The sequence below is a fragment of the Pseudomonas sp. PDM32 genome (assembly GCF_019219225.1).
In the GTDB taxonomy this organism is placed as follows: Bacteria; Pseudomonadota; Gammaproteobacteria; order Pseudomonadales; family Pseudomonadaceae; genus Aquipseudomonas; species Aquipseudomonas laurylsulfatiphila.
Window position 1 is genome coordinate 1 of the sequence record NZ_JAHUWE010000006.1, and the last position, 25,610, is coordinate 25,610.

Here is a 25,610-nt window from a genome sequence, read left to right on the forward strand (position 1 = left end):
GATCACCGCCGACGAAGGCATTCGTGCCGGCAAGAAGATCCCGCTCAAGGCCAACGTCGACGACGCGCTGACCAACCCGGAAACCAGCAGCATCCAGAAAGTCATCGTGTGCAAGCGCACCGGTGGCCAGATCAAGTGGAACCAGCACCGCGACATCTGGTTCGAGGACCTGATGAAAGTGGCCGGCACCGTGTGCGCGCCGAAAGAGATGGGTGCCGAAGAGGCGCTGTTCATCCTTTACACCTCGGGTTCCACCGGCAAGCCGAAGGGCGTGCAGCACACCACCGGCGGCTACCTGTTGTACGCCGCCATGACCCACGAGCGCGTGTTCGACTACCGTCCGGGCGAAATCTACTGGTGCACCGCCGACGTCGGCTGGGTCACCGGTCACAGCTACATCGTCTACGGCCCGCTGGCCAACGGCGCGACCACCCTGCTGTTCGAGGGCGTGCCGAACTACCCGGACATCACCCGGGTGGCGAAGATCGTCGACAAACACAAGGTCAACATCCTTTACACGGCACCGACCGCGATCCGCGCCATGATGGCCTCGGGCACCGCCGCGGTAGAAGGCGCCGATGGCAGCAGCCTGCGCCTGTTGGGTTCGGTGGGCGAGCCGATCAACCCGGAAGCCTGGGACTGGTACTACAAGAACGTCGGCAAGTCCCGTTGCCCGATCGTCGACACCTGGTGGCAGACCGAAACCGGCGGCAACATGATGAGCCCGCTGCCGGGCGCTCACGCCCTCAAGCCAGGTTCGGCGGCACGTCCGTTCTTCGGCGTGGTGCCGGCCCTGGTGGACAACCTGGGCAACATCATCGAAGGCGAGGCCGAGGGCAACCTGGTGATTCTCGATTCGTGGCCGGGCCAGGCGCGGACGCTGTATGGCGACCACGACCGCTTCGTCGACACCTACTTCAAGACCTTCCGCGGCATGTACTTTACCGGTGACGGCGCCCGTCGCGATGCCGATGGCTACTACTGGATCACCGGTCGCGTGGACGACGTGCTCAACGTCTCGGGCCACCGCATGGGCACCGCCGAGATCGAAAGCGCGATGGTCGCGCACCCGAAAGTCGCCGAAGCGGCGGTGGTCGGTGTGCCGCACGACATCAAGGGGCAGGGCATTTATGTGTATGTCACGCTGAAAAATGGCGAGGAGCCGAACGAGCAACTGCGCCTGGAACTGAAGAACTGGGTGCGCAAGGAGATCGGGCCGATTGCCTCGCCGGATGTGATTCAGTGGGCACCGGGGCTGCCGAAGACTCGTTCGGGCAAGATCATGCGGCGGATTCTGCGCAAGATTGCTACCGCTGAATATGATGGGTTGGGGGATATCTCTACCCTGGCGGATCCGAGTGTGGTGCAGCATTTGATTGATACGCACAAGACGATGAATGTCGCGTAAGCGGCGGTTCTGAGTTATCGAAGCCCCGTCAGGTGTTGAGCCTGGCGGGGCTTTTTCATGTCTGAAGTTTTTGTGTCGAATTTGCTGGCCTCTTCGCGAGCAAGCCCGCTCCCACATTAAATCTGTTGCGGACACAAATTCTGTGTCCATTCGAGATCAAATGTGGGAGCGGGCTTGCTCGCGAAGGCGGCCTGATAGGCAATACAGCAACATCAGCCAATAATTATCGGGTTTCTCTGTCGGCGTTTTCCTACTGTTACCTGCGACCTTTCAGGTTACTGAATGTGTAACCGCATCGCGCCAATGCGGGGCATTGGGAAACGCCAGGCCCCTTATCCGAGCCTAAAAACCACCGCTGAAAAATAAGACCCCACGCTGCGCTTGCCGGATTAGAAGGGTTTGCCAATAATAGGCCCGCAATTTGCAATATAGATCGGTTCCATATCTTTTGCTCTTGCATGATTTTGCAGGGCTGTCAACGCGCTAAAGCGACTTTCTCGGTGCTTCTGTAATTTGTTGTCGCATTGAAGAAATATCGGCCTCGGGCCTGTCGTTAGAATGCCGATCACTCGCTCGTCGTTGCTCGTGTTGAATTTAAACACCGGCTTCCCAGGACGCAGCACTGCTGTCTGGTTCCACTCATTCGCATATTGGGCTGTTGCTCACTCTGCCGTTTTTGCCCTTTACCGATGGAGTCCCAAGATGAAGAAACTCGTGCTGCTTGGCGCCCTGGCACTGTCCGTGCTGTCGCTGCCATCCTTCGCCGATGAAAAGCCTCTGAAAATTGGTATCGAAGCGGCTTACCCTCCGTTCGCTTCCAAAGCACCGGACGGCAGCATCGTTGGTTTCGACTACGACATCGGCAACGCCTTGTGCGAAGAGATGAAGGTCAAGTGCGTGTGGGTCGAGCAAGAGTTCGACGGCCTGATCCCGGCGCTGAAAGTGCGCAAGATCGACGCGATCCTGTCGTCCATGTCGATCACTGAAGATCGCAAGAAGTCCGTGGACTTCACCAACAAGTACTACAACACCCCGGCTCGCCTGGTCATGAAGGCCGGCACTCAGGTCAGCGACGGCCTGACCGAGCTCAAGGGCAAGAACATCGGCGTGCAGCGTGGTTCGATCCACGAGCGTTTCGCCCGCGAAGTCCTGGCCCCGCTGGGTGCCGAGATCAAGCCTTACGGTTCGCAGAACGAAATTTACCTCGACGTGGCCGCCGGCCGCCTCGACGGCACCGTGGCAGACGCTACGCTTCTGGATGACGGTTTCCTGAAAACCGACGCCGGTAAAGGTTTCGCCTTTGTCGGCCCTGCGTTCACCGACGTCAAGTACTTCGGCGACGGCGTAGGCATCGCGGTGCGCAAGGGCGACAAGGCTGAGCTGGACAAGCTCAACGCCGCCATCGCCGCCATTCGCGAGAACGGCAAGTACAAGCAAATCCAGGACAAGTACTTCGCCTTCGATATCTACGGCAAGTAACACGCCCCGGCGACAAGTCCGAAATGGCGCAAGCAGCAGGATCTCTGAGGTTTGCGCCATTTTTTCATCCCAACTTTCGAGGACCTGAATCATGTTGAAAGGCTACGGGGCTGTCATCCTCGATGGCGCTTGGCTGACGCTTCAGCTCGCCTTGTCGTCCATGGCCCTGGCCATTGTTCTGGGCCTGATCGGCGTGGCACTGCGTCTGTCGCCGGTGCGCTGGCTGGCCTGGCTGGGCGACCTGTATTCCACGGTGATCCGCGGTATTCCCGACCTGGTGCTGATCCTGCTGATTTTCTACGGCGGCCAGGACCTGCTCAACCGCGTCGCACCGCTGCTCGGCTTTGACGAGTACATCGACCTGAACCCGTTGGCCGCCGGTATCGGCACCCTGGGCTTCATCTTCGGTGCGTACCTGTCGGAAACCTTCCGGGGCGCGTTCATGGCGATCCCCAAAGGTCAGGCCGAAGCGGGCATGGCGTACGGCATGAGCAGTTTGCAGGTGTTCTTCCGGGTGTTGGTACCGCAGATGATTCGTCTGGCGATTCCGGGTTTCACCAACAACTGGCTGGTTCTGACCAAGGCGACCGCGCTGATTTCGGTGGTGGGCCTGCAGGACATGATGTTCAAGGCCAAGCAGGCGGCCGACGCCACCCGCGAGCCTTTCACCTTCTTCCTCGCAGTGGCGGCGATGTACCTGGTGATCACCAGTGTGTCGTTGCTGGCATTGCGTCACCTTGAGAAGCGCTACTCGGTAGGCGTAAGGGCGGCTGATCTATGATCTTCGACTACAACGTCATTTGGGAGGCCTTGCCGCTGTACTTCGGCGGCCTGGTGACCACCCTCAAACTGCTCGCGCTGTCGCTGTTCTTCGGCTTGCTGTGCGCATTGCCGCTGGGCCTGATGCGCGTCTCGAAGAACTCGGTGGTCAACATGTCCGCCTGGCTCTACACCTACGTGATCCGCGGCACACCGATGCTGGTGCAGCTGTTTTTGATCTACTACGGTCTGGCGCAATTCGAAGCGGTGCGTGAGAGCTTCCTCTGGCCGTGGCTGTCCAGCGCAACCTTCTGTGCGTGCCTGGCATTCGCGATCAACACCAGCGCCTACACCGCTGAGATCATCGCCGGCAGCCTGCGCGCCACGCCGAACGGCGAGATCGAAGCGGCCAAGGCCATGGGCATGTCGCGCTTCAAGATGTACAAGCGCATCCTGCTGCCGTCGGCCCTGCGCCGGGCGCTGCCGCAGTACAGCAACGAAGTGATCATGATGCTGCAGACCACCAGTCTGGCGTCCATCGTGACCCTGATCGACATCACTGGTGCCGCGCGCACGGTCAACGCCCAGTTCTACCTGCCGTTCGAGGCTTACATCACCGCCGGCGTGTTCTACCTGTGCCTGACCTTCATCCTGGTGAAGCTGTTCAAGATGGCCGAGCGCCGCTGGCTGGGCTACCTGGCCCCGCGGAAGCACTGATATGGAACGCATCGATCATGCTTTGCCGTGGAGCCACCTGGGCAGCGAACGCCATATTTCGGTGTTCCGCTTCGGCAGTGGCGAGCGCAAGGCCTATATCCAGGCCAGCCTGCATGCCGATGAGCTGCCGGGCATGCGCACGGCGTTCGAGCTGAAAAAGCGTCTGGCCGAACTCGAAGCCCAGGGCTTGCTCAACGGTGTGGTCGAACTGGTGCCGGTGGCTAATCCACTGGGTCTGGGTCAACTGCTTCAGGGCAATCATCAAGGGCGTTTCGAGGCGGGCAGCGGCAAGAACTTCAACCGCGATTTCGTCGAGTTGAGCGCACCTGTGGCGGCTGCCTTGGCAGAAAGCCTGGGTGACGATCCGCACGCCAACATTCGCCTGATCCGTCAGGCGATGGTCGATCATCTGGCCGCTTTGCCAGAGGCGAGCAGCCAGTTGCAGGGCATGCAGCGCGTTCTGCTCAGCCACGCCTGTACCGCCGATGTGGTGCTGGATCTGCATTGCGACGCCGAAGCGGCGCTGCACATGTACGCCTTGCCGCAGCACTGGCCGCAGTGGCGTTCGCTGGCTGCGCACCTGAACGTGCGGGTCGGTTTGCTGGCGGAAGATTCCGGCGGCAGTTCGTTCGACGAAGCCTGTTCGTTGCCGTGGTTGCGCCTGTCGCGTCTGTTCCCGCAGGCGCAAATTCCGCTGGCCTGCCTGGCGACTACCATTGAATTGGGTGGTCAGGCCGACACCGGGCGCGCCGAAGCAGAGGCTTATGCCGAAGGCATTCTGGCGTTCCTCGCCGAGCAAGGCCTGATCGGCGGTGAATGGCCAAAAGCTGCGCAAGAGCCTTGCGAGGGCTTGCCGTTCGAAGGCACCGAATTGCTGTTTGCACCACACCCCGGTGTGGTGAGTTTCCTGCGTAAGCCCGGTGAGTGGGTTGAAGCGGGCGACGAGATTTTTGAAGTGATCGATCCGTTGGTGGATCGGGTCAGCACGGTGTGTGCTGGTACGTCCGGGGTGCTGTTTGCCATTGAACGGCTGCGTTATGCCCAACCCGGTTTCTGGCTGGCCAAGGTGGCGGGGCGCGAAGCGCTGCGTCACGGGCGCTTGCTCAACGACTGACTGACTGTTTTTGTGAGAACCGACCGCATGTACAAACTTGAAGTCCAAGACCTGCATAAACGCTATGGCAGTCACGAAGTGCTCAAGGGCGTGTCCCTGAAAGCGGCAGCCGGCGATGTGATCAGCATCATCGGCTCCAGTGGCTCCGGCAAAAGTACCTTCCTGCGCTGCATCAACCTGCTGGAGCAGCCGCACGCGGGCAAGATCCTGCTCAACAACGAAGAGTTGAAACTGGTGGCGAACAAGGACGGCGCGTTGAAAGCCGCCGACCCGAAACAGCTGCAACGCATGCGTTCGCGCCTGTCGATGGTGTTCCAGCATTTCAACCTGTGGTCGCACATGACCGCGCTGGAAAACATCATGGAAGCGCCGGTGCACGTGCTCGGCGTGTCCAAGGCAGAAGCCCGGGAAAAAGCCGAGCACTACCTGAACAAGGTCGGCGTGGCCCATCGCAAAGATGCTTACCCGGGCCACATGTCCGGCGGCGAGCAGCAGCGCGTGGCGATTGCCCGTGCACTGGCGATGGAACCTGAGGTGATGCTGTTCGACGAACCGACCTCGGCCCTCGACCCGGAGCTGGTGGGCGACGTGTTGAAAGTCATGCAGGCCCTGGCCCAGGAAGGCCGGACCATGGTCGTGGTGACGCACGAAATGGGCTTCGCCCGTGAAGTGTCGAACCAGCTGGTGTTCCTGCACAAGGGTGTGGTCGAAGAAAGCGGCAACCCGCGCGAAGTGCTGGTGAACCCGCAATCGGAGCGTCTGCAGCAATTCCTGTCCGGCAGCTTGAAGTAATCAGGACTGCCGTTGCGCACCTGAATAGTGCATGCTTCGCGATCTGGAGGCCGGCCCCAATCCCCTGTGGGAGCGGGCTTGCTCGCGAAAGCGGTGGGTTAGTTTGCTTCTATGTCACAGACACACCGCCTTCGCGAGCAAGCCCGCTCCCACATTTGATCTGTGATCAGATTTGATGCAGGGCGGTTTCGAGATTTGCGTTCATTTACGGGCTAGCATTGGCCCATGCCTTCATCTCTGTTCTTCGCTTCGGATTGCCCACCATGACTGCCCATCGAATTGGTTTCCTGATTTGGCCCAGCACTAAAGCACTGACGCTTGCGCTGGCTGAGGAGGCCTTGCGTGTTGCCCAGCGTGTGCATCCGGACGTGGTTTACGAGCTGTCGTTCCTGCAAGCCGAAGCCATTACCGAAGCCGCGGCCGACAGTGCCTGGCAATTGCCGGGTGAGGCATGGACCGGCAAGCTGGAAAACTTCCAGAAACTGTTCCTGCTCGCTGACGAGCCGCCGACCGCACTGGCGCCGGCGCTCAGCAGTGCGCTCAAACAGCTGGTGCGCTCCGGTTGCGTGATCGGCGGCCTGTCGGCCGGTGTGTACCCCTTGGCGCAACTGGGTTTGCTCGATGGCTATCGCGCGGCCGTGCATTGGCGCTGGCAGGACGATTTCGCCGAACGTTTCCCCAAGGTCATCGCCACCAGCCACCTGTTCGACTGGGATCGTGATCGCCTGACCGCGTGCGGCGGCATGTCGGTGCTCGACCTGTTGCTGGCCGTGTTGGCCCGCGACCATGGAGCGGAGCTGGCGGGTGCGGTCTCCGAAGAACTGGTGGTCGAGCGCATCCGCGAGGGCGGCGAGCGCCAGCGTATCCCGTTGCAGAACCGTCTCGGTTCCAGCCATCCGAAGCTCACGCAAGCCGTGTTGCTGATGGAAGCCAACATCGAAGAACCGTTGACCACCGACGAAATCGCCCAGCACGTGTGCGTGTCCCGTCGGCAGCTGGAGCGGATCTTCAAGCAATACCTCAACCGTGTGCCGAGCCAGTACTACCTGGAGTTGCGCCTGAACAAGGCCCGGCAGATGTTGATGCAAACCAGCAAGTCGATCATTCAGATCGGCCTGTCCTGTGGCTTCTCCTCGGGACCGCATTTCTCCAGCGCCTACCGCAACTTCTTCGGTGCCACGCCGCGGGAAGATCGCAACCAGCGGCGCAGCAGCAGCCCGTTCGAATTGTCATCGGTGCCACCGGAACGCGGTTAGCCGGTACTCAGTCTTCAATGTCGGTGTCGGGCGCCTCATCCTCAGGCACCGGCATGTCGGCTATTACGTCGATACCCAGATCATTCTCGGTTGCGCGAAAGTACGCCGCGATGCGTTGCAAGCTTTGCGCATTGAACGGGTTGCCGCTGAAGTCAAAGCTTTCTCCGACACCCGGGTCCACCTCCATGAGTTCGGGCGGCATCTCGGTAATGGCGTTGAAGCTCAGGTCGACGTCGGTCCAGGTCGTGATGCTCAGCACGCCCTTGGGGATTTCAGTGATGCCCGTATGGCTCAAGTCCAGTGAGGATATTTCTGTCATATGGCTAAGGTCAGGGCTTGGGCCGAGTGGATTGTCCCGCAGGCTCAAGTGGTCAAGGTGCTCCATGCCCGCCAGGGCTTCTACGGTTTCCTGAGTCAGCGTAATGCCGCACTCCGACAAGCTCAGCACCGACAACCTGCCCATTCTGAAGATGGCTTCGGGAAGGTTGCCCAGTCGGTATCCGCGTACGGTCAGGGTATCCAGGTTGGCAAAACTGTCCAGGAACCGGCCAAGCCCAGGTGCAATGCCTTGGGCGGTCGTCAGGTACATTTCGGGCACATGACTGAAGTCGGCTGACAGCGTCGGCAGGTCACCCATGATGGCCAGGTGTGAGACGAATCCGTACTCACCCACGGCCATGCTTTCGATGGGGATCTGGCGCCAGCAGCGTTCCAGGTTTTGCTTGAATTCGTCTCTTTTGACGTGCTCGGCAAACATCTCGTCGGCCGTCAGCGGGACGCCAGTAACGGAATGGGTGTCGGGCACATCGGCCGTCCACCGGCTCAGCTCGGTACCGAGTCGGGTGAGTTCGAGCTCGCGACGGGTCAGGTCGGCTCGACCCTCTGCGAGTGTGCCGGGTAAGCGGTAGATAAAGTCGCTGGCTTCTTCGTTGTCCAGACTTGGGTAAAGGGCTTTGGTGCGATCGATATCGACCTGTTCGGCATGGACTCCAAAGTCCTGTTCGGTTCGCTGATAGTGACGCTTGATGTGTTCCCGGGTGCTCGGGGGCAGAGGGTTGTTGCCAAAATCAAATCCCTCGGTGATGTTGCCGGGCAGATCGAAGAGGGTGGTGGGCAATTCGGTGATCTGGTTGTCATTCAAAATGGCGGTTCGAATGCTCGGGTGATTCACCAGACCCTCGGGAATGCGGGTAATTCCGGTACCGGAAAGATCGACGTAGTTCAGCTTTGGCATGTTTGCCAGGGAAGGGCACTCACCGAGCGGGTTTTTATACAGGTCGAGCGCAGTCAATTGGGTCAGGGCAGACAGGGTGGCGCGACTCTGCTCTGTGAGGGTCACGGCGCAGTCGCTGAGGATGAGTGCGTCGAGTTGGGGCCATTGGGCAATGGCGTCCGGCAACTGCCCCAGTTCGAAGTTGCGTAGTGCCAGGCGGTTGAGGCTGGAAAAACCCTTCAAAAAATCATTCACGCCCTGGGTGGCACGATGACCTTCAAGCGTCACGCTGCGCACCTGAGGGAAATCGACGTTCAACTTTGGCAGCTCGCCAACAACCGGCTGGGAAAACTCAAAGGAAACCGGTACGCCATGGGCGCTGTCGTAGGTGGCCTGACGCCGCCAGCCGTCGAGCAAACTGGCTGTCATTTGCCGACGCGCAAGCCGTTGACTGGCGAGCTGCTCGATGCTCAAGCGGATTTGCGTGCCCGGAACATACAGCGGGATCTCTTCGCGCCAGGCGTTCAATTGCTCAAACAATTGCGCGTGTTGATAGAACAGGCGCTGGAGTTCTGCGCGCGGTCCGCCGGGCGTGCCTTGCAATCGTGCGGCAAAGGCTTGCAGTTCCTCTGGGCTCAGATGGGGAAACAGCCGATAGATGTGGCTTTGTAATGAAGGGGTATTGGCCGGCATCCGGTGATAACCATCGCCCCCGCCCAGCAAACGCATCACCGCCGGATCGTAGGCGGGCTTGAGGTTCGGCCGGTGCGCCAGCAGCGCACGCAATGCTTCACGAGTGAGCGCGCGGGTGCGAATCAGCTGCTTGAGCCTTTCGCCCTCACCGATGTTGAGGTCGAGGGCGATTCGCTCGCTGTCGGGCAGTGCCTGTAACAGGCTGGAATAGAGGGAGTCGGTGCTACTGAGCTGTTCACCGGTTTCATCGTAGGCCTGATACGCCCCTTCATCGGTCAACACCAGCACCTTGCGCAAGGGCGCGTCCAGCTCGCCAATACTGTCGATCAGCGGCCCATTGTGGGTGTATTGGCGGATTTCCAGGCGCAGTTGTCCCGACCAGCCAGGCAAGCGTTCCAGGGTGTGTAGCGTCAGGCGATCGGTATCGAGATGGTTGCGCGTCGAGTACAGCTCGAGCCCCTCATAAGCGCGAGTGACGCGCACTTGCAGGCCGGCCTCCTGTGCCAGTTCCGTGAGGCGTTTGGACAATGTTCCACGCTCCAGTTGCTCGCGTTCCGTGGCACTGGCGCTGTCTAGCAGTGCTTCGGCGAGGCTGGTTGGCAAACCGGGTTCGCTGTCGATAATGCGCTGGACCAAGGGGCGCGCACCTTGTTCGATCTTGCGGTAGCGCTGGCTGAAGAGGGTTTCCCGCTTGGCTATGGCAAGCGTTGCCAGGTGGCGGCGCACTGAGCGTGCGTCGGTGTTGTCGAGGTGTTGCAGCAGGGGGGTGATCAGGTCGCCATCGTCCAGTTGCGCCAGGTCGATCTGCACCACGACCTGGTTGCCCGCGCCGCGCTCCCAGAGGGTTTCACCAGTTGCATCGATCAGTCGCAGCCCCTTGTCCGCTGACCAGTCACCGTAGTCGCAGAGCAGTTCCAGTTGCATCAGCGGATCAGCCTTCAGGTAATTGTCCGCACGATTGCTGCCGATTTGATCAATGAAGATCTGCAGGTCCTGATCAATTTTGAAGCGTTTGAGGGTGTCGGCCAGCAGCGGCGGTAGTTGTTCGGCGTCGACATGCATCTTGCGCAAGGCGTTTTCGTGGCAGCCGCTGATGCTGAGGATGCGCTCGCGTTCGCTCGCGGAAAAACGCTGCATGTCCGGACCGATACGCCGCAGCAGGGTGGCCTGGTCCCAGGTCAGTGGCTGCTCGAGTTCGGTGTGCCAGGCGCCTTTTCCGTTGTGCCTCAGGGTGGGTTGGTAAGCTTCGGGACGCGTGGGGTGCTGGATACGATGGCGCCCCGTCAACGGATCCTCGGTCACGGAGTAACGGCTGTTGTCCAGTGTCAGCAGGGTTTTGCCTTGATGGGCGTGCAGTCCCATCGAGTCGGGTTTTGCGTCGTTGGGGATTGCGACGGTTTGTTCGTAAGGTGTCAGGTCAGGCTTCCAGTAGCGGGTTTCGCCATTGGGGCGTTTCACGGCGTTGAAGCGGTCAATGAATTGCACGACCTCCCGGGGCAGGACCGCGCGAAATTCGCTGACGGCGATCATGCCACCGGCCGCGAAAGTGCCCAGTTGCACTGCAGATTCAACCATCCCCATGAAATGCTCGAAGGCTTCGTTGGTCAGGCCTTCAGCCCAGTCGACAACAGCTTCGAAGGTGTCATCCAGCAGCTGATAGGCGGTGTAAGCCAGCATCAGTTCGCCAAGGAACGGGACGAACGGCAACGCGATGAAGGCTGCGATGTTCAGCAGCGCCGAGGCGATTTCCGTGAAGGAGTCCCATAACGCCCATCGGGCCTTGCGGTCGACCGTGGCCGTCGACACTGCGATCACACGCGCGTCATTGAGGATCTTGTCGAGTTTGCGTTGATAGAGATGGACCCACAGGTCGCCTCTGATCGGCGTTGCTGCCATTTGCAGGTCGGGACGCTGGTTGGGGGTTTCTCTCCAGGTCGGCCGTGAATCGCCGGGTGGGACCGGTTGCCAGGTGATGGGGTCGAGACGATTGTTCAGCTCGGCGAAGAAGTAACCGCGGTCTTCATGATTGATAAAGCGACTGAAAAATTGTTGATAGTCGGGCGCGCGCAGGCGCTGGCTCAGTTCCTTGGCGAATGCCGCCGATGAGGGGTATTGCTTGATGGGGTGTTCGGGGTCGTCAGGAATGTAGGCCACTACCCGGACTGCTTCGCGGGCGCGTTCCAGTTCCGGGGCGAACAGCACGATGCCGGTCAGGCGGGCATTCATGATCGTCAGTTCCTGGCATCGCCAGGATTGGTCGTGGCCATCGGAGAGCAGGCGAAGGAGCGGCTGATGAACGTCGCTGGCCAGCAGGTTTTGCATCTGCGCCATCTGCAGGGCGGCGGTCAGTGCGGTTTTTTGGCTTTCGCGAATTTTCGGTTGCAGGATCGCCGCAGCCACCGGGTTGCTGATGCCAAGGTTGTCTTCCAGGTATCTTTTATAGCGCTCGCCAATGTCGAGTTCGCGGCACAGTTGGGTGAACGCCGTGATGGGCATCTTCGCCAGAATCTGTGGCAGGGTGCTGAATTGCCCGGTGGAAGAGGGCGCGGTGATGTAAGTCGAGGCGGGTTCAAAGGCGTCGGCTTCGGTTTCGGCGCTTTCGAAGTTGTGCAGCGCAGCGTCCAGCAACGACACGGTCCAGGTGCGCGCGGCTCCGGACTTCAGGCGCAGCCAGGGGATGTGCGCGGGCATGTAAAGGCGCAGAAAGATTTTACTGACGTCCACTTCCAGGCCGAAACGTGTCTTGAGTGCGCCCTTGAGCATGGGTTCGGCGAAGGCTGCGGGGTTCAGCAGATTCGCCAGGGCGTGATCGACCCGGTTCTGGCTTGTCGTCTGCCGGGTAATGAGTCGACCGAGTTCGGCGTGTTGATCTTCGGATGCATCCCTGATGGGCGTGGGCAACACCGGCTTGATGTTGCGCAGCGCTTCACGCCTTCGTGGCGTGGTTTGGCGAAGCCAGGGTGGAATGACGTTCATCAGATGCTGGTAATGCGCGTCGGGCCTGAAAGTCTCAGGGATGTCGGGATTTTCGGTATTCATGGGGATAGGTCCACCCTCGCGGTTGATAGACCGTCAGGAAAACCCGTAATCGAAGACGACACGCGGTACATATCTACCGCATTCATGGAATCGGCATGGGTTACGACACAGCGACCTGCCGCAAACGTCCGCCGCCAGTTAAACTGCGCCTTTGCGACCCTATATGTCGCATTGCCGTAAACCCGGGAAAATCCGGGGTTTGCGCTATAAGAAGTTGTCGCTTGGCGGCAAGGCCGGGCTGAAAACTGTCCTTACAATCCCCCCATCGCTCGCCAGTTTCAGGCGAGTGTTTTCTCTTCAGGAGACTCCGATGTCCGTTGAGCACGCTGCGGTACAACGCGCCGATTTCGATCAGGTAATGGTTCCCAACTATGCGCCTGCCGCATTCATTCCTGTGCGTGGCGCCGGTTCCCGCGTCTGGGACCAGTCCGGTCGCGAGCTGATCGACTTCGCCGGCGGGATTGCCGTTAACGTATTGGGCCATGCGCATCCGGCGCTGGTCGGTGCCTTGACCGAGCAGGCGAACAAGCTGTGGCACGTGTCCAACGTGTTCACCAATGAGCCGGCCCTGCGCCTGGCGCACAAGCTGGTCGACGCCACCTTTGCCGACCGCGCCTTTTTCTGCAACTCCGGTGCCGAAGCCAACGAGGCCGCCTTCAAGCTGGCCCGTCGTGTCGGCTTCGACCGTTTCGGCAGCGAGAAGTACGAGATCATCGCCGCGCTCAACAGCTTCCACGGCCGTACCCTGTTCACCGTGAACGTCGGTGGCCAGTCGAAGTACTCCGATGGTTTCGGTCCGAAGATCACCGGCATCACCCATGTGCCGTACAACGATCTGGCCGCGCTGAAAGCCGCCATTTCCGACAAGACTTGCGCTGTGGTGCTGGAGCCGATCCAGGGCGAAAGCGGTGTCATCCCGGCTGAACTCGAATACCTGCAAGGTGCCCGCGAACTGTGCACCGCGCACAACGCATTGCTGATCTTCGACGAAGTGCAAACCGGCATGGGCCGTACCGGCCACCTGTTCGCCTACCAGCATTACGGCGTGACTCCGGACATCCTGACCAGCGCCAAGAGCCTGGGCGGTGGTTTCCCGATCGCAGCCATGCTGACTACTGAAGACCTGGCCAAGCACCTGGTCGTCGGCACCCACGGCACCACCTACGGCGGCAACCCGCTGGCGTGTGCGGTCGCGGAAGCCGTGATCGACGTGATCAACACCCCTGAGGTGCTGGCCGGCGTCAAGGCCAAGCACGACAAGTTCAAGGCGCGCCTTGAGCAGATCGGTGAAAAATACGGCCTGTTCACCAAGGTGCGTGGCATGGGCCTGTTGATCGGCTGCGTGTTGAGCGATGCGTGGAAAGGCAAGGCCAAGGACATCTTCAACGCCGCTGAAAAAGAAGGCCTGATGGTCCTGCAAGCCGGCCCGGACGTGGTGCGTTTCGCGCCAAGCCTGGTGGTGGAAGACGCCGATATCGATGCCGGCCTGGACCGCTTCGAACGTGCCGCGGCAAAACTGACGCAAGCCTGATAGACCCTTCGACGCCTGACCGTTCAGGCGTCGAACCCAATTTTGATGCCGGGCACGATCAAATGTGGGAGCGGGCTTGCTCGCGAAAGCGGTGTATCAGTCAACATTTTTACTGTCTGACCCACCGCTTTCGCGAGCAAGCCCGCTCCCACACTGATCTCTGTGTAGGCCCGGGATTTTTCTTCTGTAAGTTCTGAGATAAAGGAGTGACACCATGCTGGTGATGCGCCCCGCGCAAATGGCTGATCTGGGCGAGGTACAGCGTCTGGCTGCGGACAGTCCGATTGGTGTCACTTCCTTGCCGGATGACGTTGAGCGCCTGAGCGACAAGATCGCGGCGAGCGAAGCCTCGTTCGCCGCCGAAGTGAGCTTCAACGGTGAGGAAAGCTATTTCTTCGTCCTCGAAGACTCTGCCACCGGCAAGCTGGTCGGTTGTTCGGCCATCGTGGCGTCGGCCGGTTACTCCGAGCCGTTCTACAGCTTTCGCAACGAAACCTTCGTGCACGCTTCGCGCGAGCTGAAGATTCACAACAAGATCCACGTGCTCTCGCAGTGCCACGACCTGACCGGCAACAGTTTGCTGACCAGTTTCTACGTGCAGCGCGATCTGGTGGGTTCGCCGTGGTCGGAACTCAACTCCCGCGGCCGCTTGCTGTTCGTGGCCAGCCATCCGGAGCGTTTTGCCGATTCCGTGGTGACCGAGATCGTCGGTTACAGCGATGAAAACGGCGACTCGCCATTCTGGGATGCCATAGGGCGCAACTTTTTCGACCTCAACTACGCTGAAGCCGAGCGTCTGTGCGGCCTGAAGAGCCGTACATTCCTCGCCGAACTGATGCCGCATTACCCGATCTACGTGCCCCTGCTGCCGGACTCCGCGCAAGAAGCGATGGGCCAGGTGCATCCGCGGGCGCAGATCACCTTCGACATCCTGATGCGCGAAGGCTTCGAGACCGATCACTACATCGACATTTTCGACGGCGGCCCGACCCTGCATGCCCGCGTCTCGGGGATCCGTTCGATCGCCCAGAGCCGCGTAGTGCCGGTGAAGATCGGCGAGCCGGTCAAAGGTGTCGGTCGCCAGTACCTGGTGGCCAACGCCCAGTTGCAGGACTACCGCGCAGTCATGCTCGAGCTTGACTACGCGCCGGGTAAACCGGTGACCCTGGACCTGGAAGCGGCCGAAGCCCTGGGTGTCGGTGAAGGTGCCAGCGTGCGCCTGGTGGCGGTTTAACGCCTGCTGCTATGCCTATAAAGAGTGAATGCTTAGTAAAGCAGCGAGTTTCACGGGTGGCGCAAGCGGCCCGTTTGAGGAGATAGCATGATCGTTCGTCCCGTACGCAGCAGCGATTTACCCGCTCTGATCGACCTGGCCCGCAGCACCGGCACCGGCCTGACCACCTTGCCGGCCAACGAAGAGCGTCTGGCCCATCGGGTCGGCTGGGCCGAGAAGACCTTTCGCGGCGAAGCCGGGCGGGGCGACGCGGACTACCTGTTCGTGCTCGAAGACGACGACGGTCGCGTGGTGGGCATTTCCGCCATTGCCGGCGCCGTCGGCCTGCGAGAGCCCTGGTACAACTTCCGGGTCGGTCTGACGGTCAGCGCTTCCCAAGAGCTGAACATCTATCGCGAAATCCCGACGCTGTTCCTGGCCAACGACCTGACCGGCAACTCCGAGCTGTGCTCGCTGTTCCTGCACGCCGATTACCGCAGCGGTCTCAATGGCCGCATGCTGTCCAAGGCGCGGATGCTGTTCATCGCCGAATTCCCGCAACTGTTCGGCAACAAGATCATCGCCGAAATGCGCGGTGTTTCCGACGAAGCCGGGCGTTCGCCGTTCTGGGAAAGCCTGGGGCGTCACTTCTTCAAGATGGAATTCAGCCAGGCCGATTACCTGACCGGCGTGGGCAACAAGGCGTTCATCGCCGAACTGATGCCGAAATTCCCGCTGTACACCTGCTTCCTGTCGCCGGATGCGCGCAACGTGATCGGTAAGGTGCACCCGGACACCGAGCCGGCGCTGGCCATGCTCAAGAGCGAAGGTTTCAGCTACCAGGGATACGTCGACATTTTCGACGCAGGCCCGGCCATCGAATGCGAAACCGGCAAGATCCGTGCAGTACGCGACAGCCAGGCGCTGGTGCTGGCCGTCGGCACGCCGGGTGACGACGCCACGCCATTTATCATCCACAACCGCAAGCGCGAAGACTGCCGCATCACTGCTGCGCCGGCACGTCTGGCCGCCGGCACCCTGGTGGTCGATCCGCAGACCGCCAAACGTCTTCAACTCAACGCTGGCGATCAAGTGCGCGCCGTGGCGTTGTCCGCAGCTCGGGAGTCGAAATAATGAAGTCGCTTTACATTGCAGGTGAATGGCTGACCGGACAGGGCGAAGCCTTCGAATCGTTGAACCCGGTGACCCAGCAGGTGCTGTGGTCCGGCGTCGGTGCCACCGCCGCTCAGGTCGAGTCGGCTGTGCAGGCGGCGCGTCAGGCGTTCCCGGGCTGGGCGCGGCGTACCCTGCAAGAGCGTATCTCGGTGCTGGAAGCCTTTGCTGCCGCGCTGAAGAATCATGCGGACGAACTGGCCCGCACCATCGGCGAAGAAACCGGCAAACCCCTGTGGGAAGCGGCGACCGAAGTCACCAGCATGGTCAACAAGATCGCCATCTCGGTGCAGAGCTACCGCGAACGTACCGGCGAGAAGAGCGGCCCGCTGGGCGACGCCACCGCTGTGCTGCGCCACAAGCCTCACGGTGTAGTCGCGGTATTTGGTCCTTACAACTTCCCGGGCCACTTGCCGAACGGCCACATCGTGCCGGCATTGCTGGCCGGTAACAGCGTGCTGTTCAAGCCCAGCGAGCTGACACCGAAAGTGGCCGAACTGACGGTCAAGTGCTGGATCGAGGCCGGTCTGCCGGCGGGCGTGTTGAACCTGCTGCAAGGCGCTCGCGAAACCGGTATCGCCCTGGCGGCGAACCCGGGCATCGACGGGCTGTTCTTCACCGGTTCCAGCCGCACCGGCAACCACCTGCACCAGCAGTTCGCCGGTCGTCCGGACAAGATCCTCGCGCTGGAGATGGGCGGTAACAACCCGCTGGTGGTCGATCAGGTCGCCGACCTCGATGCCGCGGTGTACACCATCATTCAGTCGGCGTTCATCTCTGCCGGCCAGCGTTGCACCTGTGCCCGTCGCTTGCTGGTGCCGCAAGGCGCCTGGGGCGACTCGCTGCTGGCGCGCCTTGTGGCCGTCAGCGCGACTATTGAAGTCGGTGCTTTCGATCAACAACCGGCACCGTTCATGGGCTCGGTGGTTTCCCTCGGTGCGGCAAAAGCGCTGATGGATGCCCAGCAACACCTGTTGGCCAATGGCGCCGTGGCGCTGCTGGAAATGACCCAGCCTCAGGCTCAGTCGGCCTTGCTGACCCCTGGCATCCTGGACGTGACCGCCGTTGCCGATCGTCCTGACGAAGAGCTGTTCGGCCCGTTGCTGCAAGTGATCCGCTACGCTGATTTTGAAGCGGCTATCGCTGAAGCCAACGACACTGCCTACGGTCTGGCCGCCGGTTTGCTGTCGGACTCCGAAGCGCGTTACCAGCAATTCTGGCTGGAAAGCCGTGCCGGTATCGTCAACTGGAACAAGCAACTGACCGGTGCCGCGAGCAGCGCGCCCTTCGGCGGCGTCGGCGCCTCGGGCAACCATCGCGCCAGTGCCTACTACGCGGCGGATTACTGCGCGTACCCGGTGGCCTCGCTGGAAACGCCGAGCCTGGTGTTGCCTGCGGCCCTGACGCCAGGCGTGAAAATGGCGTAGCGCCCATTCGCGGGCAAGCCCGCTCCCAAAAGGACTGCGTCGAACACAAAATTTGTGAACACTGCTGAACCTGTGGGAGCGGGCTTGCCCGCGAAGGCCGCGCCTCGGTCTAAATCAATTGTTACTCGATGCCTATAACAACAGATTCTCGTGGAGCCTCGCTGATGAAATCCTATGAAGTCAATTTTGACGGTCTAGTGGGGCCGACCCATAACTACGGCGGCCTGTCCTATGGCAACGTCGCGTCCCAGAGCAACAGCCAGCAGTCTTCCAACCCCAAGGAAGCGGCGCTGCAGGGCCTGGCGAAGATGAAAGCGCTGATGGAAATGGGTTTCCAGCAAGGCGTGCTGGCACCGCAAGAGCGCCCGGATGTGGCCGCACTGCGTCGCCTGGGCTTTGGCGGCACTGACGCTCAAGTGATCGAGCGCGCTGCCAAAGACGCGATGCCGCTGCTGGTAGCCAGTTGCTCGGCCTCGAGCATGTGGGTGGCCAACGCCGCCACCGTCAGCCCGAGCGCCGACACCGCTGACGGCCGTGTGCATTTCACCGCTGCCAACCTCAACTGCAAATATCACCGCAGCATCGAACACCCGACCACCAGCCGCGTGCTGGGTGCGATGTTCGCTGACCAGAAACACTTCGCCCACCATGCCGCCTTGCCGGCCGTGGCGCAGTTCGGTGACGAAGGGGCGGCCAACCACACGCGTTTCTGCCGTGAATACGGCGAAGCCGGTGTCGAGTTCTTCGTGTTCGGCCGCAGCGCGTTCGACACCCGCTATCCGGCTCCACAGAAGTACCCGGCGCGCCAGACCCTCGAAGCGTCCCAGGCCGTTGCCCGTCTGCACGGCTTGAGCGATGACGGCGTGGTCTACGCCCAGCAGAACCCGTCGGTGATCGATCAGGGCGTGTTCCACAACGACGTGATCGCCGTGGGTAATGGCGAGGTGCTGTTCTATCACGAGGACGCGTTCCTCGAGACCGAGAAGATGCTGGCCGAGCTGCAGAGCAAACTCGCCAAGGCCGGTGGGAAATTTCAGTCAGTCTGCGTACCGCGTTCCGCAGTCAGTGTGGAAGACGCGGTTCGTTCCTACCTGTTCAATAGCCAACTGCTGTCGCGTCCTGACGGCTCCATGCTGTTGATCGTGCCGGAAGAATGCCGTGGCAACGAGCGTGTCTGGCAATACTTGCAGGGTTTGACCAGCTCCGGCGGGCTGATCCGCGAAGTGAAAGTCTTCGATCTCAAGCAGAGCATGCAGAACGGCGGTGGCCCGGCTTGCCTGCGGTTGCGCGTCGCACTCAACGAAACCGAACTGGCGGCCGTCAACCCAGGGGTTATCATGACGGCACCGTTGTACGGCACTCTGACCGAATGGGTCGAGAAGCACTACCGCGACCGCATGACCGAAAACGATCTGGCGGACCCGCAATTGTTGCTTGAGTGCCGGACGGCACTGGATGAACTGACGCAAATCCTTAAACTGGGCGCGGTTTATCCATTCCAGATCAATTGATCGACGACGCGCGTGCCCCGGATGGCAGTGCGTCGCTTCATCTCAAACGAGAGCGTAAACACATGAGCGATACCCTGCAGCTGATCCTTGAAGACACCGATGGCACGCAACTGGAGACGTCCTGCACCCGCGTCGCGGTCCTGTGGCAAGGCAAAGAGCTGTGGATCCAGCAGGACGGCCGTGGCCAGTTGCTGATCGGCGTGGACGTCGAAGAAGGCGATGCCGAATACGCCAACCTGCTGCTGCGCCCATTGGCGACTAATCTGGTAAGTCTGCAACTGGAGATGGAACCGGCTGACCTCACCGACGATGAGGACCATGTTCACGGCCCGGACTGCAACCACGATCACTAAGGAAACCGCTCTATGCTCGCCCTCGGCAAACTGCTTGAACTGACCCTCGCCGGCCGCGAACCGGCGGAGAAGACTCAACTGACTGTCGAAGGCGTGCGCATGCGCTGGTTGAGCGAAGGTGCGCTGGAAGTCCGGCCACCTGAAGCGCGTGACAATGGTCTTGACCTGCTGCTGTCGGCGGGGATCCACGGCAACGAAACAGCGCCGATCGAGTTGCTCGATCGCCTGTTGCACGACATTGCCCGCGGCGATCTGAAGCCGCGCGCACGTATTCTGTTCCTGTTCGGCAACCCCGAAGCGATTCGCAAAGGCGAGCGTTTCGTCGAGCAGGACGTCAATCGGCTGTTCAACGGCCGTCACGAACAAAGCAGCGGCTCCGAAGCCCTGCGCGCCTGCGAGCTGGAGCGTTTGGCGGCCAGCTTCTTCAGCCTGCCGGACCGTCAGCGCTTGCACTACGACCTGCACACGGCGATTCGTGGCTCGAAAATCGAGCAGTTCGCCTTGTACCCGTGGAAAGAAGACCGCCAGCATTCGCGTCAGGAACTGGCGCGCCTGCGTGCCGCTGGCATGGAGGCGGTGTTGCTGCAGAACAAGCCGTCCATCGTGTTCAGCGCCTACACCTACGACAAGCTCGGTGCCGAGGCCTTCACCCTGGAATTGGGCAAGGCGCGGCCGTTCGGGCAGAACGCCGGGGTCAACGTGTCGCTGCTGGAGGCGCGCCTCAAGCAGATCATCGAAGGCACCGAGCCGGAACTGACTGAAGCGGCACTGGACGGTTTGCAGCTGTACAGCGTGGCGCGGGAAATCATCAAGCACAGCGACAGCTTTCGCCTGAACCTGCCGGCGGATGTCGAGAACTTCTCGGAGCTGGAAGTGGGTTACCTGCTGGCGGAAGACATCGCCAACACCCGCTGGATCATCGAAGAAAAGGGTGCCCGGATCATCTTCCCCAACCCCAAGGTGAAGAATGGTTTGCGTGCCGGCATCCTGGTGGTGCCGACGACCGACGAAAACCTCGCCTGAAATCTGCGTAGAACCAATGTGGGAGCGGGCTTGCTCGCGAAGACGGTGGCACATCCAGCATCGATGTGACTGTTGCACCGCTTTCGCGAGCAAGCCCGCTCCCACATTTGGTTTTGAGTGAGGCCGTAGACCTCACTTAGCCATTAGACGGCTACCGCGCGCGGTTCAGTGCGGCGCAGCGTGCGGATTTTCATCAGCGTATCCGCACAAGTCTTCGCCGCTTCCTGGCCTTTATGCACGAAATGCTCGAAGAAGAACTTCTGGTGCTCTTCGCCGGCATGGAAGTGGTGTGGGGTCAGGGACACCGAGAACACCGGTACTTCGGTTTCCAGTTGAACCTGCATCAGGCCGCTGACCACCGATTGGGCGACGAACTCGTGACGGTAGATCCCGCCGTCCACCACCAGGGCGGCCGCGACGATGCCGGCATAACGACCGGTCTTGGCCAGCAACTTGGCGTGCAGGGGCATTTCGAAGGCACCGCCGACTTCGAAGAAGTCGATGTCGGATTCCTGATAACCCTGGGCAATCATTTCGGCGAGGAAACCTTTACGGCTCTGATCGACGATTTCCTTGTGCCAGCAGGCCTGGATGAACGCGACGCGCTCGCCGTGATGGTGTTTGCTTTTGCTGTCAATTGCGGTGGGTTGCATGTTCTGACTCCTGTTTGTGTGAAAAACAGGGCGTTATGAATCGAAGGGGATCTGAGGCTACGCAGGCACGAGTGCCTACGGACGGCGCTTTGGTATAGAGCTAGGCGGCGTCAATCCCGTTCTCTCTTCATCCGGACTATGACCGTCGGCCCCGGGATCACACCGGGTCTGCTGACCTTGCTGTCAGGCACCGCCGAAGCCGTGCTGCCATCAAGCGCTCGCGGGCTATGCGCATTGCGCGCAATTACCGCCGGTGGGGAGTTGCACCCCGCCCTGAGAACGTTTTTTGCCGCCGGAATGTTTGGCGGCGCAGCGTTTTTATCACATATTTCCGATATGCGCATGACCCCTTTTGGATGATTGTCATCGACTTTTCCGTTGTTTTAATCGGCCTTTTCCTACGCAAGGGTTGATTAATCGTCGCCATGCCCGCAGTAATTCTTTCCTGAAAGGGATTTCCCCTGCTTACCGAGGCCAGATTCATGAGCGTTATCGATCTTCGCAGCGACACCGTCACCCAACCTTGCGCCGGCATGCTGGACGCGATGGCCAACGCCGTCACCGGCGACGACGTGTATGGCGAAGATCCGACGGTCAATCAGCTGGAGGCCGAACTGGCCAAGCGCCTGGGGTTTGCCGCGGCGCTGTTCGTGCCGACCGGGACCATGAGCAATCTGCTGGGGTTGATGGCTCACTGCGAGCGCGGTGACGAGTACATCGTCGGCCAGCAGGCCCACACCTATAAGTACGAAGGTGGCGGCGCAGCGGTGCTCGGCTCGATCCAGCCGCAACCATTGGAAGTGCAGGCCGATGGCTCGCTGGACCTGGCACAGGTCGCGGCGGCGATTAAACCGGACGACTTCCACTTCGCCCGCACCCGCTTGCTGGCGCTGGAAAACACCATGCAGGGCAAGGTCCTGCCGCTGGAATACCTGGCCCGGGCGCGCAGCTTTACCCGCGAGCAGGGTTTGCAGCTGCACCTGGACGGCGCACGTCTGTACAACGCGGCAGTGAAGCTGGGTGTGGATGCCCGGGAAATCACCCGGTATTTCGATTCGGTCTCGGTGTGCCTGTCCAAAGGCCTGGGTGCACCGGTCGGTTCGGTGCTGTGCGGCTCGGTCGAGCTGATCGGCAAGGCGCGGCGCCTGCGCAAGATGGTCGGTGGCGGCATGCGTCAGGCCGGTATTCTGGCGGCGGCCGGCCTGTATGCGCTGGATCACAACGTTCAGCGCCTGGCCGATGACCATGCCAACGCGCAGTTGCTGGCCGAAGGCCTGCGTGCGGCGGGCTTCGAGGTCGAGCCGGTGCAGACCAATATGGTATATGTGCAGATGGGCGACCAGGCCGAAGCGCTCAAGGCCTTCGCCGCCGAGCGCGGGATCAGGCTCAGTGCGGCCGCGCGTCTGCGCATGGTCACGCACATGGACGTCAGCCGTGGGCAAATCGAGCAAGTCGTCGCGACATTCGTCGACTTTTCGCGCAAGTGATAGCGTTAGCGCTCCAATTGACCGTTTCTATCGTATAAACACGCTGTACCCCGCGCGCAGGGCCGATATAATGCGGCCCTTTGCCGTCGCTTCGTCTGTTGACGTTTCGAACAGGCCTTTGGCCGCAGCCTCCGTGGAAGAACCTAATGAAAAGCGCAGAAATCCGTGAAGCCTTCCTTCGCTTCTTCGAAGAGCAAGGCCACACCCGTGTAGCCTCCAGCTCTTTGATTCCGGGCAACGACCCAACCCTGCTGTTCACCAACGCGGGGATGAACCAGTTCAAGGACTGCTTCCTGGGCCAGGAAAAACGCGCGTACACCCGCGCGGTCAGCAGCCAGAAATGCGTGCGCGCCGGCGGCAAGCACAACGACCTGGAAAACGTCGGTTATACCGCTCGTCACCACACTTTCTTCGAAATGCTGGGTAACTTCAGCTTTGGCGATTATTTCAAGCGTGATGCCATCAGCTACGCCTGGAACTTCCTGACTTCCGACAAGTGGCTGAACCTGCCGAAGGAAAAGCTCTGGGTCACCGTCTACGCCAGCGATGACGAGGCGTACGACATCTGGACCAAGGAAATCGGCGTTCCGGCCGAGCGCATGGTGCGCATCGGCGACAACAAGGGCGCGCCGTACGCTTCCGACAACTTCTGGACCATGGGCGATACCGGCCCGTGCGGTCCTTGCACCGAGATTTTCTACGATCACGGCGCCGACATCTGGGGCGGCCCACCGGGTTCGCCGGAAGAAGACGGCGACCGTTACATCGAAATCTGGAACAACGTGTTCATGCAGTTCAACCGCACCGCCGATGGCGTGTTGCACCCGCTGCCAGCGCCGTCGGTGGATACCGGCATGGGCCTGGAACGGATCAGTGCCGTGCTGCAGCACGTTCACTCGAACTATGAAATCGACCTGTTCCAGAGCCTGCTGAGCGCGTCGGCCAAGGCCATCGGCTGCACCAACGACGCCCAGGCTTCGCTGAAAGTCGTGGCTGACCACATCCGTTCCTGCGGCTTCCTGATCGCCGACGGCGTGCTGCCGTCGAACGAAGGCCGCGGCTACGTGCTGCGCCGCATCATCCGTCGCGCCTGCCGTCACGGCAACAAGCTGGGCGCCAAGGGCAGCTTCTTCTACCAGATCGTCGCGGCCTTGGTCGCCGAGATGGGCGAGGCTTTCCCTGAGCTGAAATCCCAGCAGGCGCACATCGAGCGCGTGCTGAAGGCCGAAGAAGAGCAATTCGCCAAGACCCTGGAGCAGGGCCTGAAGATCCTCGAGCAGGATCTGGCTGAACTCAAAGGCGACGTGGTGCCGGGCGACGTGGTGTTCAAACTCTACGACACCTACGGTTTCCCGATGGACCTGACCGGCGACATCGCTCGCGAGCGCAGCCTGACCATCGACGAAGAAGGTTTCGAGCGTGAAATGGAAGCCCAGCGCGTCCGTGCCCGTTCCGCCAGCTCCTTCGGCATGGACTACAACAGCCTGGTCAAGGTCGATGTGGACACCGAGTTCACCGGTTACACCGCTCACAGCGGTTCCGCCAAAATCGTTGCTCTCTATAAGGACGGGCAATCGGTTGACGTGCTGAGCGAAGGCGAAGAGGGCGTGATCGTCCTCGATCAGACGCCGTTCTATGCGGAGTCCGGCGGCCAGATTGGTGATTGCGGCTTCCTGCAGGCCGGTGCTGCGCGTTTCGACGTGCGCGACACCACCAAGACCGGTGGTGCGTTCCTGCACCACGGCGTGCTGGATTCGGGCAGCCTGATCGTAGGTACTCCGGTGGAGACTCATGTCGACGCCGAAGTGCGCCACGCGACTTCGCTGAATCACTCGGCGACTCACTTGCTGCACGCTGCATTGCGCCAGGTACTGGGCGACCACGTTCAGCAGAAAGGTTCGTTGGTGGACAGTCAGCGCCTGCGCTTCGACTTCAGCCACTTTGAAGCGATCAAGCCTGAGCAACTGAAAGCGCTGGAAGAGATCGTCAACGCCGAGATTCGCAAGAACTCCGAAGTTGAAACCGAAGAAACCGATATCGAAACCGCCAAGCAAAAAGGCGCCATGGCGCTGTTCGGCGAGAAGTATGGCGATAGCGTGCGTGTACTGAGCATGGGGGATTTCTCTGTCGAACTGTGCGGCGGTATCCACGCCAACCGTACCGGCGACATCGGCCTGCTGAAAATCATCAGCGAAGGCGGTGTGGCATCGGGTGTGCGTCGTATTGAAGCCGTTACCGGTGCAGCGGCACTGGCTTACTTGAACGCGGCGGAAGAACAACTCAAGGAAGCGGCGAGCCTGGTCAAGGGCAGCCGCGATAACCTGATCGACAAGCTGTCGGCTGTGCTGGAGCGCAACCGTCTGCTGGAGAAGCAACTCGAGCAGTTGCAAGCCAAGGCTGCCAGTGCCGCGGGCGACGATCTGTCGGCCCAGGCGCAGGACGTCAAGGGTGTGAAAGTGCTGGCCGTGCGTCTGGACGGTCAGGATGGCAAGGCGCTGCTGGCGCTGGTCGATCAACTGAAAAACAAACTCGGCCGCGCAGTGATCCTGCTCGGCAGTGTCCATGAGGAAAAGGTCGTTCTGGTTGCAGGCGTAACCAAAGACCTGACTGGCCAACTCAAAGCCGGTGATTTGATGAAGCAAGCCGCTGCGGCAGTGGGCGGGAAGGGCGGTGGTCGTCCAGACATGGCGCAAGGCGGCGGTACCGACGCTGGCGCACTGGATGCGGCACTTGCACTGACCGTTCCGTTTGTAGAGCAGGGTCTATAAG

18 protein-coding genes and 1 riboswitch are annotated in these 25,610 nt (G+C 60.8%); of the genes, 16 read left to right on the forward strand and 2 right to left on the reverse strand.

What is annotated here, in order from left to right; translation table 11 throughout:
• The 7 genes from acs to argR all read left to right on the forward strand — a co-directional run.
• On the forward strand, positions 1-1,408 hold a 1,408-nt coding region (gene acs, locus KW846_RS12590; protein ID WP_218482528.1), incomplete at its 5' end, for an acetate--CoA ligase.
• A 702-nt stretch (positions 1,409-2,110) separates the two neighbouring features.
• The gene (locus KW846_RS12595) at positions 2,111-2,887 is read left to right on the forward strand and encodes an ABC transporter substrate-binding protein (RefSeq protein ID WP_007971007.1); all 777 of its coding nucleotides are present in this window, start codon (positions 2,111-2,113) and stop codon (positions 2,885-2,887) included.
• Between the two features lie 91 nt (positions 2,888-2,978).
• Positions 2,979-3,668 (forward strand): ABC transporter permease, encoded by a 690-nt coding sequence (locus KW846_RS12600; RefSeq protein WP_007971008.1) that lies wholly within the window; start codon positions 2,979-2,981, stop codon positions 3,666-3,668.
• Positions 3,665-4,363, forward strand: coding sequence for an ABC transporter permease (locus KW846_RS12605; RefSeq protein ID WP_007971009.1), 699 nt, complete (start codon positions 3,665-3,667; stop codon positions 4,361-4,363). The genes KW846_RS12600 and KW846_RS12605 overlap by 4 nt, the downstream gene beginning before the upstream one ends.
• A gap of 1 nt (position 4,364) precedes the next feature.
• Positions 4,365-5,477 (forward strand): M14 family metallopeptidase, encoded by a 1,113-nt coding sequence (locus KW846_RS12610; RefSeq protein ID WP_218482531.1) that lies wholly within the window; start codon positions 4,365-4,367, stop codon positions 5,475-5,477.
• A 27-nt stretch (positions 5,478-5,504) separates the two neighbouring features.
• Positions 5,505-6,269: an ABC transporter ATP-binding protein gene (locus KW846_RS12615; RefSeq protein ID WP_007971015.1), complete on the forward strand. Its 765-nt coding sequence runs from the start codon at positions 5,505-5,507 to the stop codon at positions 6,267-6,269.
• A gap of 263 nt (positions 6,270-6,532) precedes the next feature.
• Entirely contained in the window at positions 6,533-7,525 is a 993-nt protein-coding gene (gene argR / locus KW846_RS12620) for a transcriptional regulator ArgR (protein ID WP_015096503.1), read from the forward strand.
• A 7-nt stretch (positions 7,526-7,532) separates the two neighbouring features.
• Here argR and KW846_RS12625 read toward each other — a convergent pair whose 3' ends face one another.
• The gene (locus tag KW846_RS12625) at positions 7,533-12,470 is read right to left on the reverse strand and encodes a dermonecrotic toxin domain-containing protein (protein ID WP_218482533.1); all 4,938 of its coding nucleotides are present in this window, start codon (positions 12,468-12,470) and stop codon (positions 7,533-7,535) included.
• Between the two features lie 310 nt (positions 12,471-12,780).
• On the opposite strand from KW846_RS12625, the gene KW846_RS12630 reads away from it, so the two are divergent.
• The 7 genes from KW846_RS12630 to astE all read left to right on the forward strand — a co-directional run bounded on the left by KW846_RS12630 (position 12,781) and on the right by astE (position 20,701).
• A complete protein-coding gene (locus tag KW846_RS12630; protein WP_007971021.1) occupies positions 12,781-14,001 on the forward strand; it encodes an aspartate aminotransferase family protein in 1,221 nt (406 codons plus the stop codon).
• Positions 14,002-14,215: 214 nt separating this feature from the next.
• Positions 14,216-15,235: an arginine/ornithine succinyltransferase subunit alpha gene (aruF, locus tag KW846_RS12635; RefSeq protein WP_007971023.1), complete on the forward strand. Its 1,020-nt coding sequence runs from the start codon at positions 14,216-14,218 to the stop codon at positions 15,233-15,235.
• A gap of 87 nt (positions 15,236-15,322) precedes the next feature.
• The gene (gene astA, locus KW846_RS12640; RefSeq protein WP_218482535.1) at positions 15,323-16,348 is read left to right on the forward strand and encodes an arginine N-succinyltransferase; all 1,026 of its coding nucleotides are present in this window, start codon (positions 15,323-15,325) and stop codon (positions 16,346-16,348) included.
• Positions 16,345-17,814 carry a succinylglutamate-semialdehyde dehydrogenase gene (astD, locus tag KW846_RS12645; protein WP_218482965.1) on the forward strand — a complete coding sequence of 490 codons (1,470 nt, stop codon included), beginning with the start codon at positions 16,345-16,347 and terminating at the stop codon, positions 17,812-17,814. Before astA ends, astD begins: the two co-directional genes overlap by 4 nt.
• 164 nt (positions 17,815-17,978) lie before the next feature.
• Positions 17,979-19,325: an N-succinylarginine dihydrolase gene (astB, locus tag KW846_RS12650; RefSeq protein ID WP_102699826.1), complete on the forward strand. Its 1,347-nt coding sequence runs from the start codon at positions 17,979-17,981 to the stop codon at positions 19,323-19,325.
• A 62-nt stretch (positions 19,326-19,387) separates the two neighbouring features.
• Positions 19,388-19,678 (forward strand): hypothetical protein, encoded by a 291-nt coding sequence (locus KW846_RS12655; RefSeq protein WP_007971029.1) that lies wholly within the window; start codon positions 19,388-19,390, stop codon positions 19,676-19,678.
• A 12-nt stretch (positions 19,679-19,690) separates the two neighbouring features.
• Positions 19,691-20,701 carry a succinylglutamate desuccinylase gene (gene astE, locus KW846_RS12660; protein ID WP_218482538.1) on the forward strand — a complete coding sequence of 337 codons (1,011 nt, stop codon included), beginning with the start codon at positions 19,691-19,693 and terminating at the stop codon, positions 20,699-20,701.
• A gap of 143 nt (positions 20,702-20,844) precedes the next feature.
• Here astE and KW846_RS12665 read toward each other — a convergent pair whose 3' ends face one another.
• The gene (locus tag KW846_RS12665; protein WP_218482540.1) at positions 20,845-21,354 is read right to left on the reverse strand and encodes a 6,7-dimethyl-8-ribityllumazine synthase; all 510 of its coding nucleotides are present in this window, start codon (positions 21,352-21,354) and stop codon (positions 20,845-20,847) included.
• A 114-nt stretch (positions 21,355-21,468) separates the two neighbouring features.
• Positions 21,469-21,639, reverse strand: a riboswitch (FMN riboswitch).
• A 197-nt stretch (positions 21,640-21,836) separates the two neighbouring features.
• Here KW846_RS12665 and ltaE point away from each other — a divergent pair.
• Positions 21,837-22,841, forward strand: a complete 1,005-nt coding sequence (gene ltaE / locus KW846_RS12670; protein ID WP_218482542.1) for a low-specificity L-threonine aldolase — start codon at positions 21,837-21,839, stop codon at positions 22,839-22,841.
• A 146-nt stretch (positions 22,842-22,987) separates the two neighbouring features.
• Complete coding sequence (alaS, locus tag KW846_RS12675; protein ID WP_095963655.1) at positions 22,988-25,609, forward strand: alanine--tRNA ligase; 2,622 nt, start codon at positions 22,988-22,990, stop codon at positions 25,607-25,609.
• Position 25,610 lies beyond the last annotated feature (1 nt).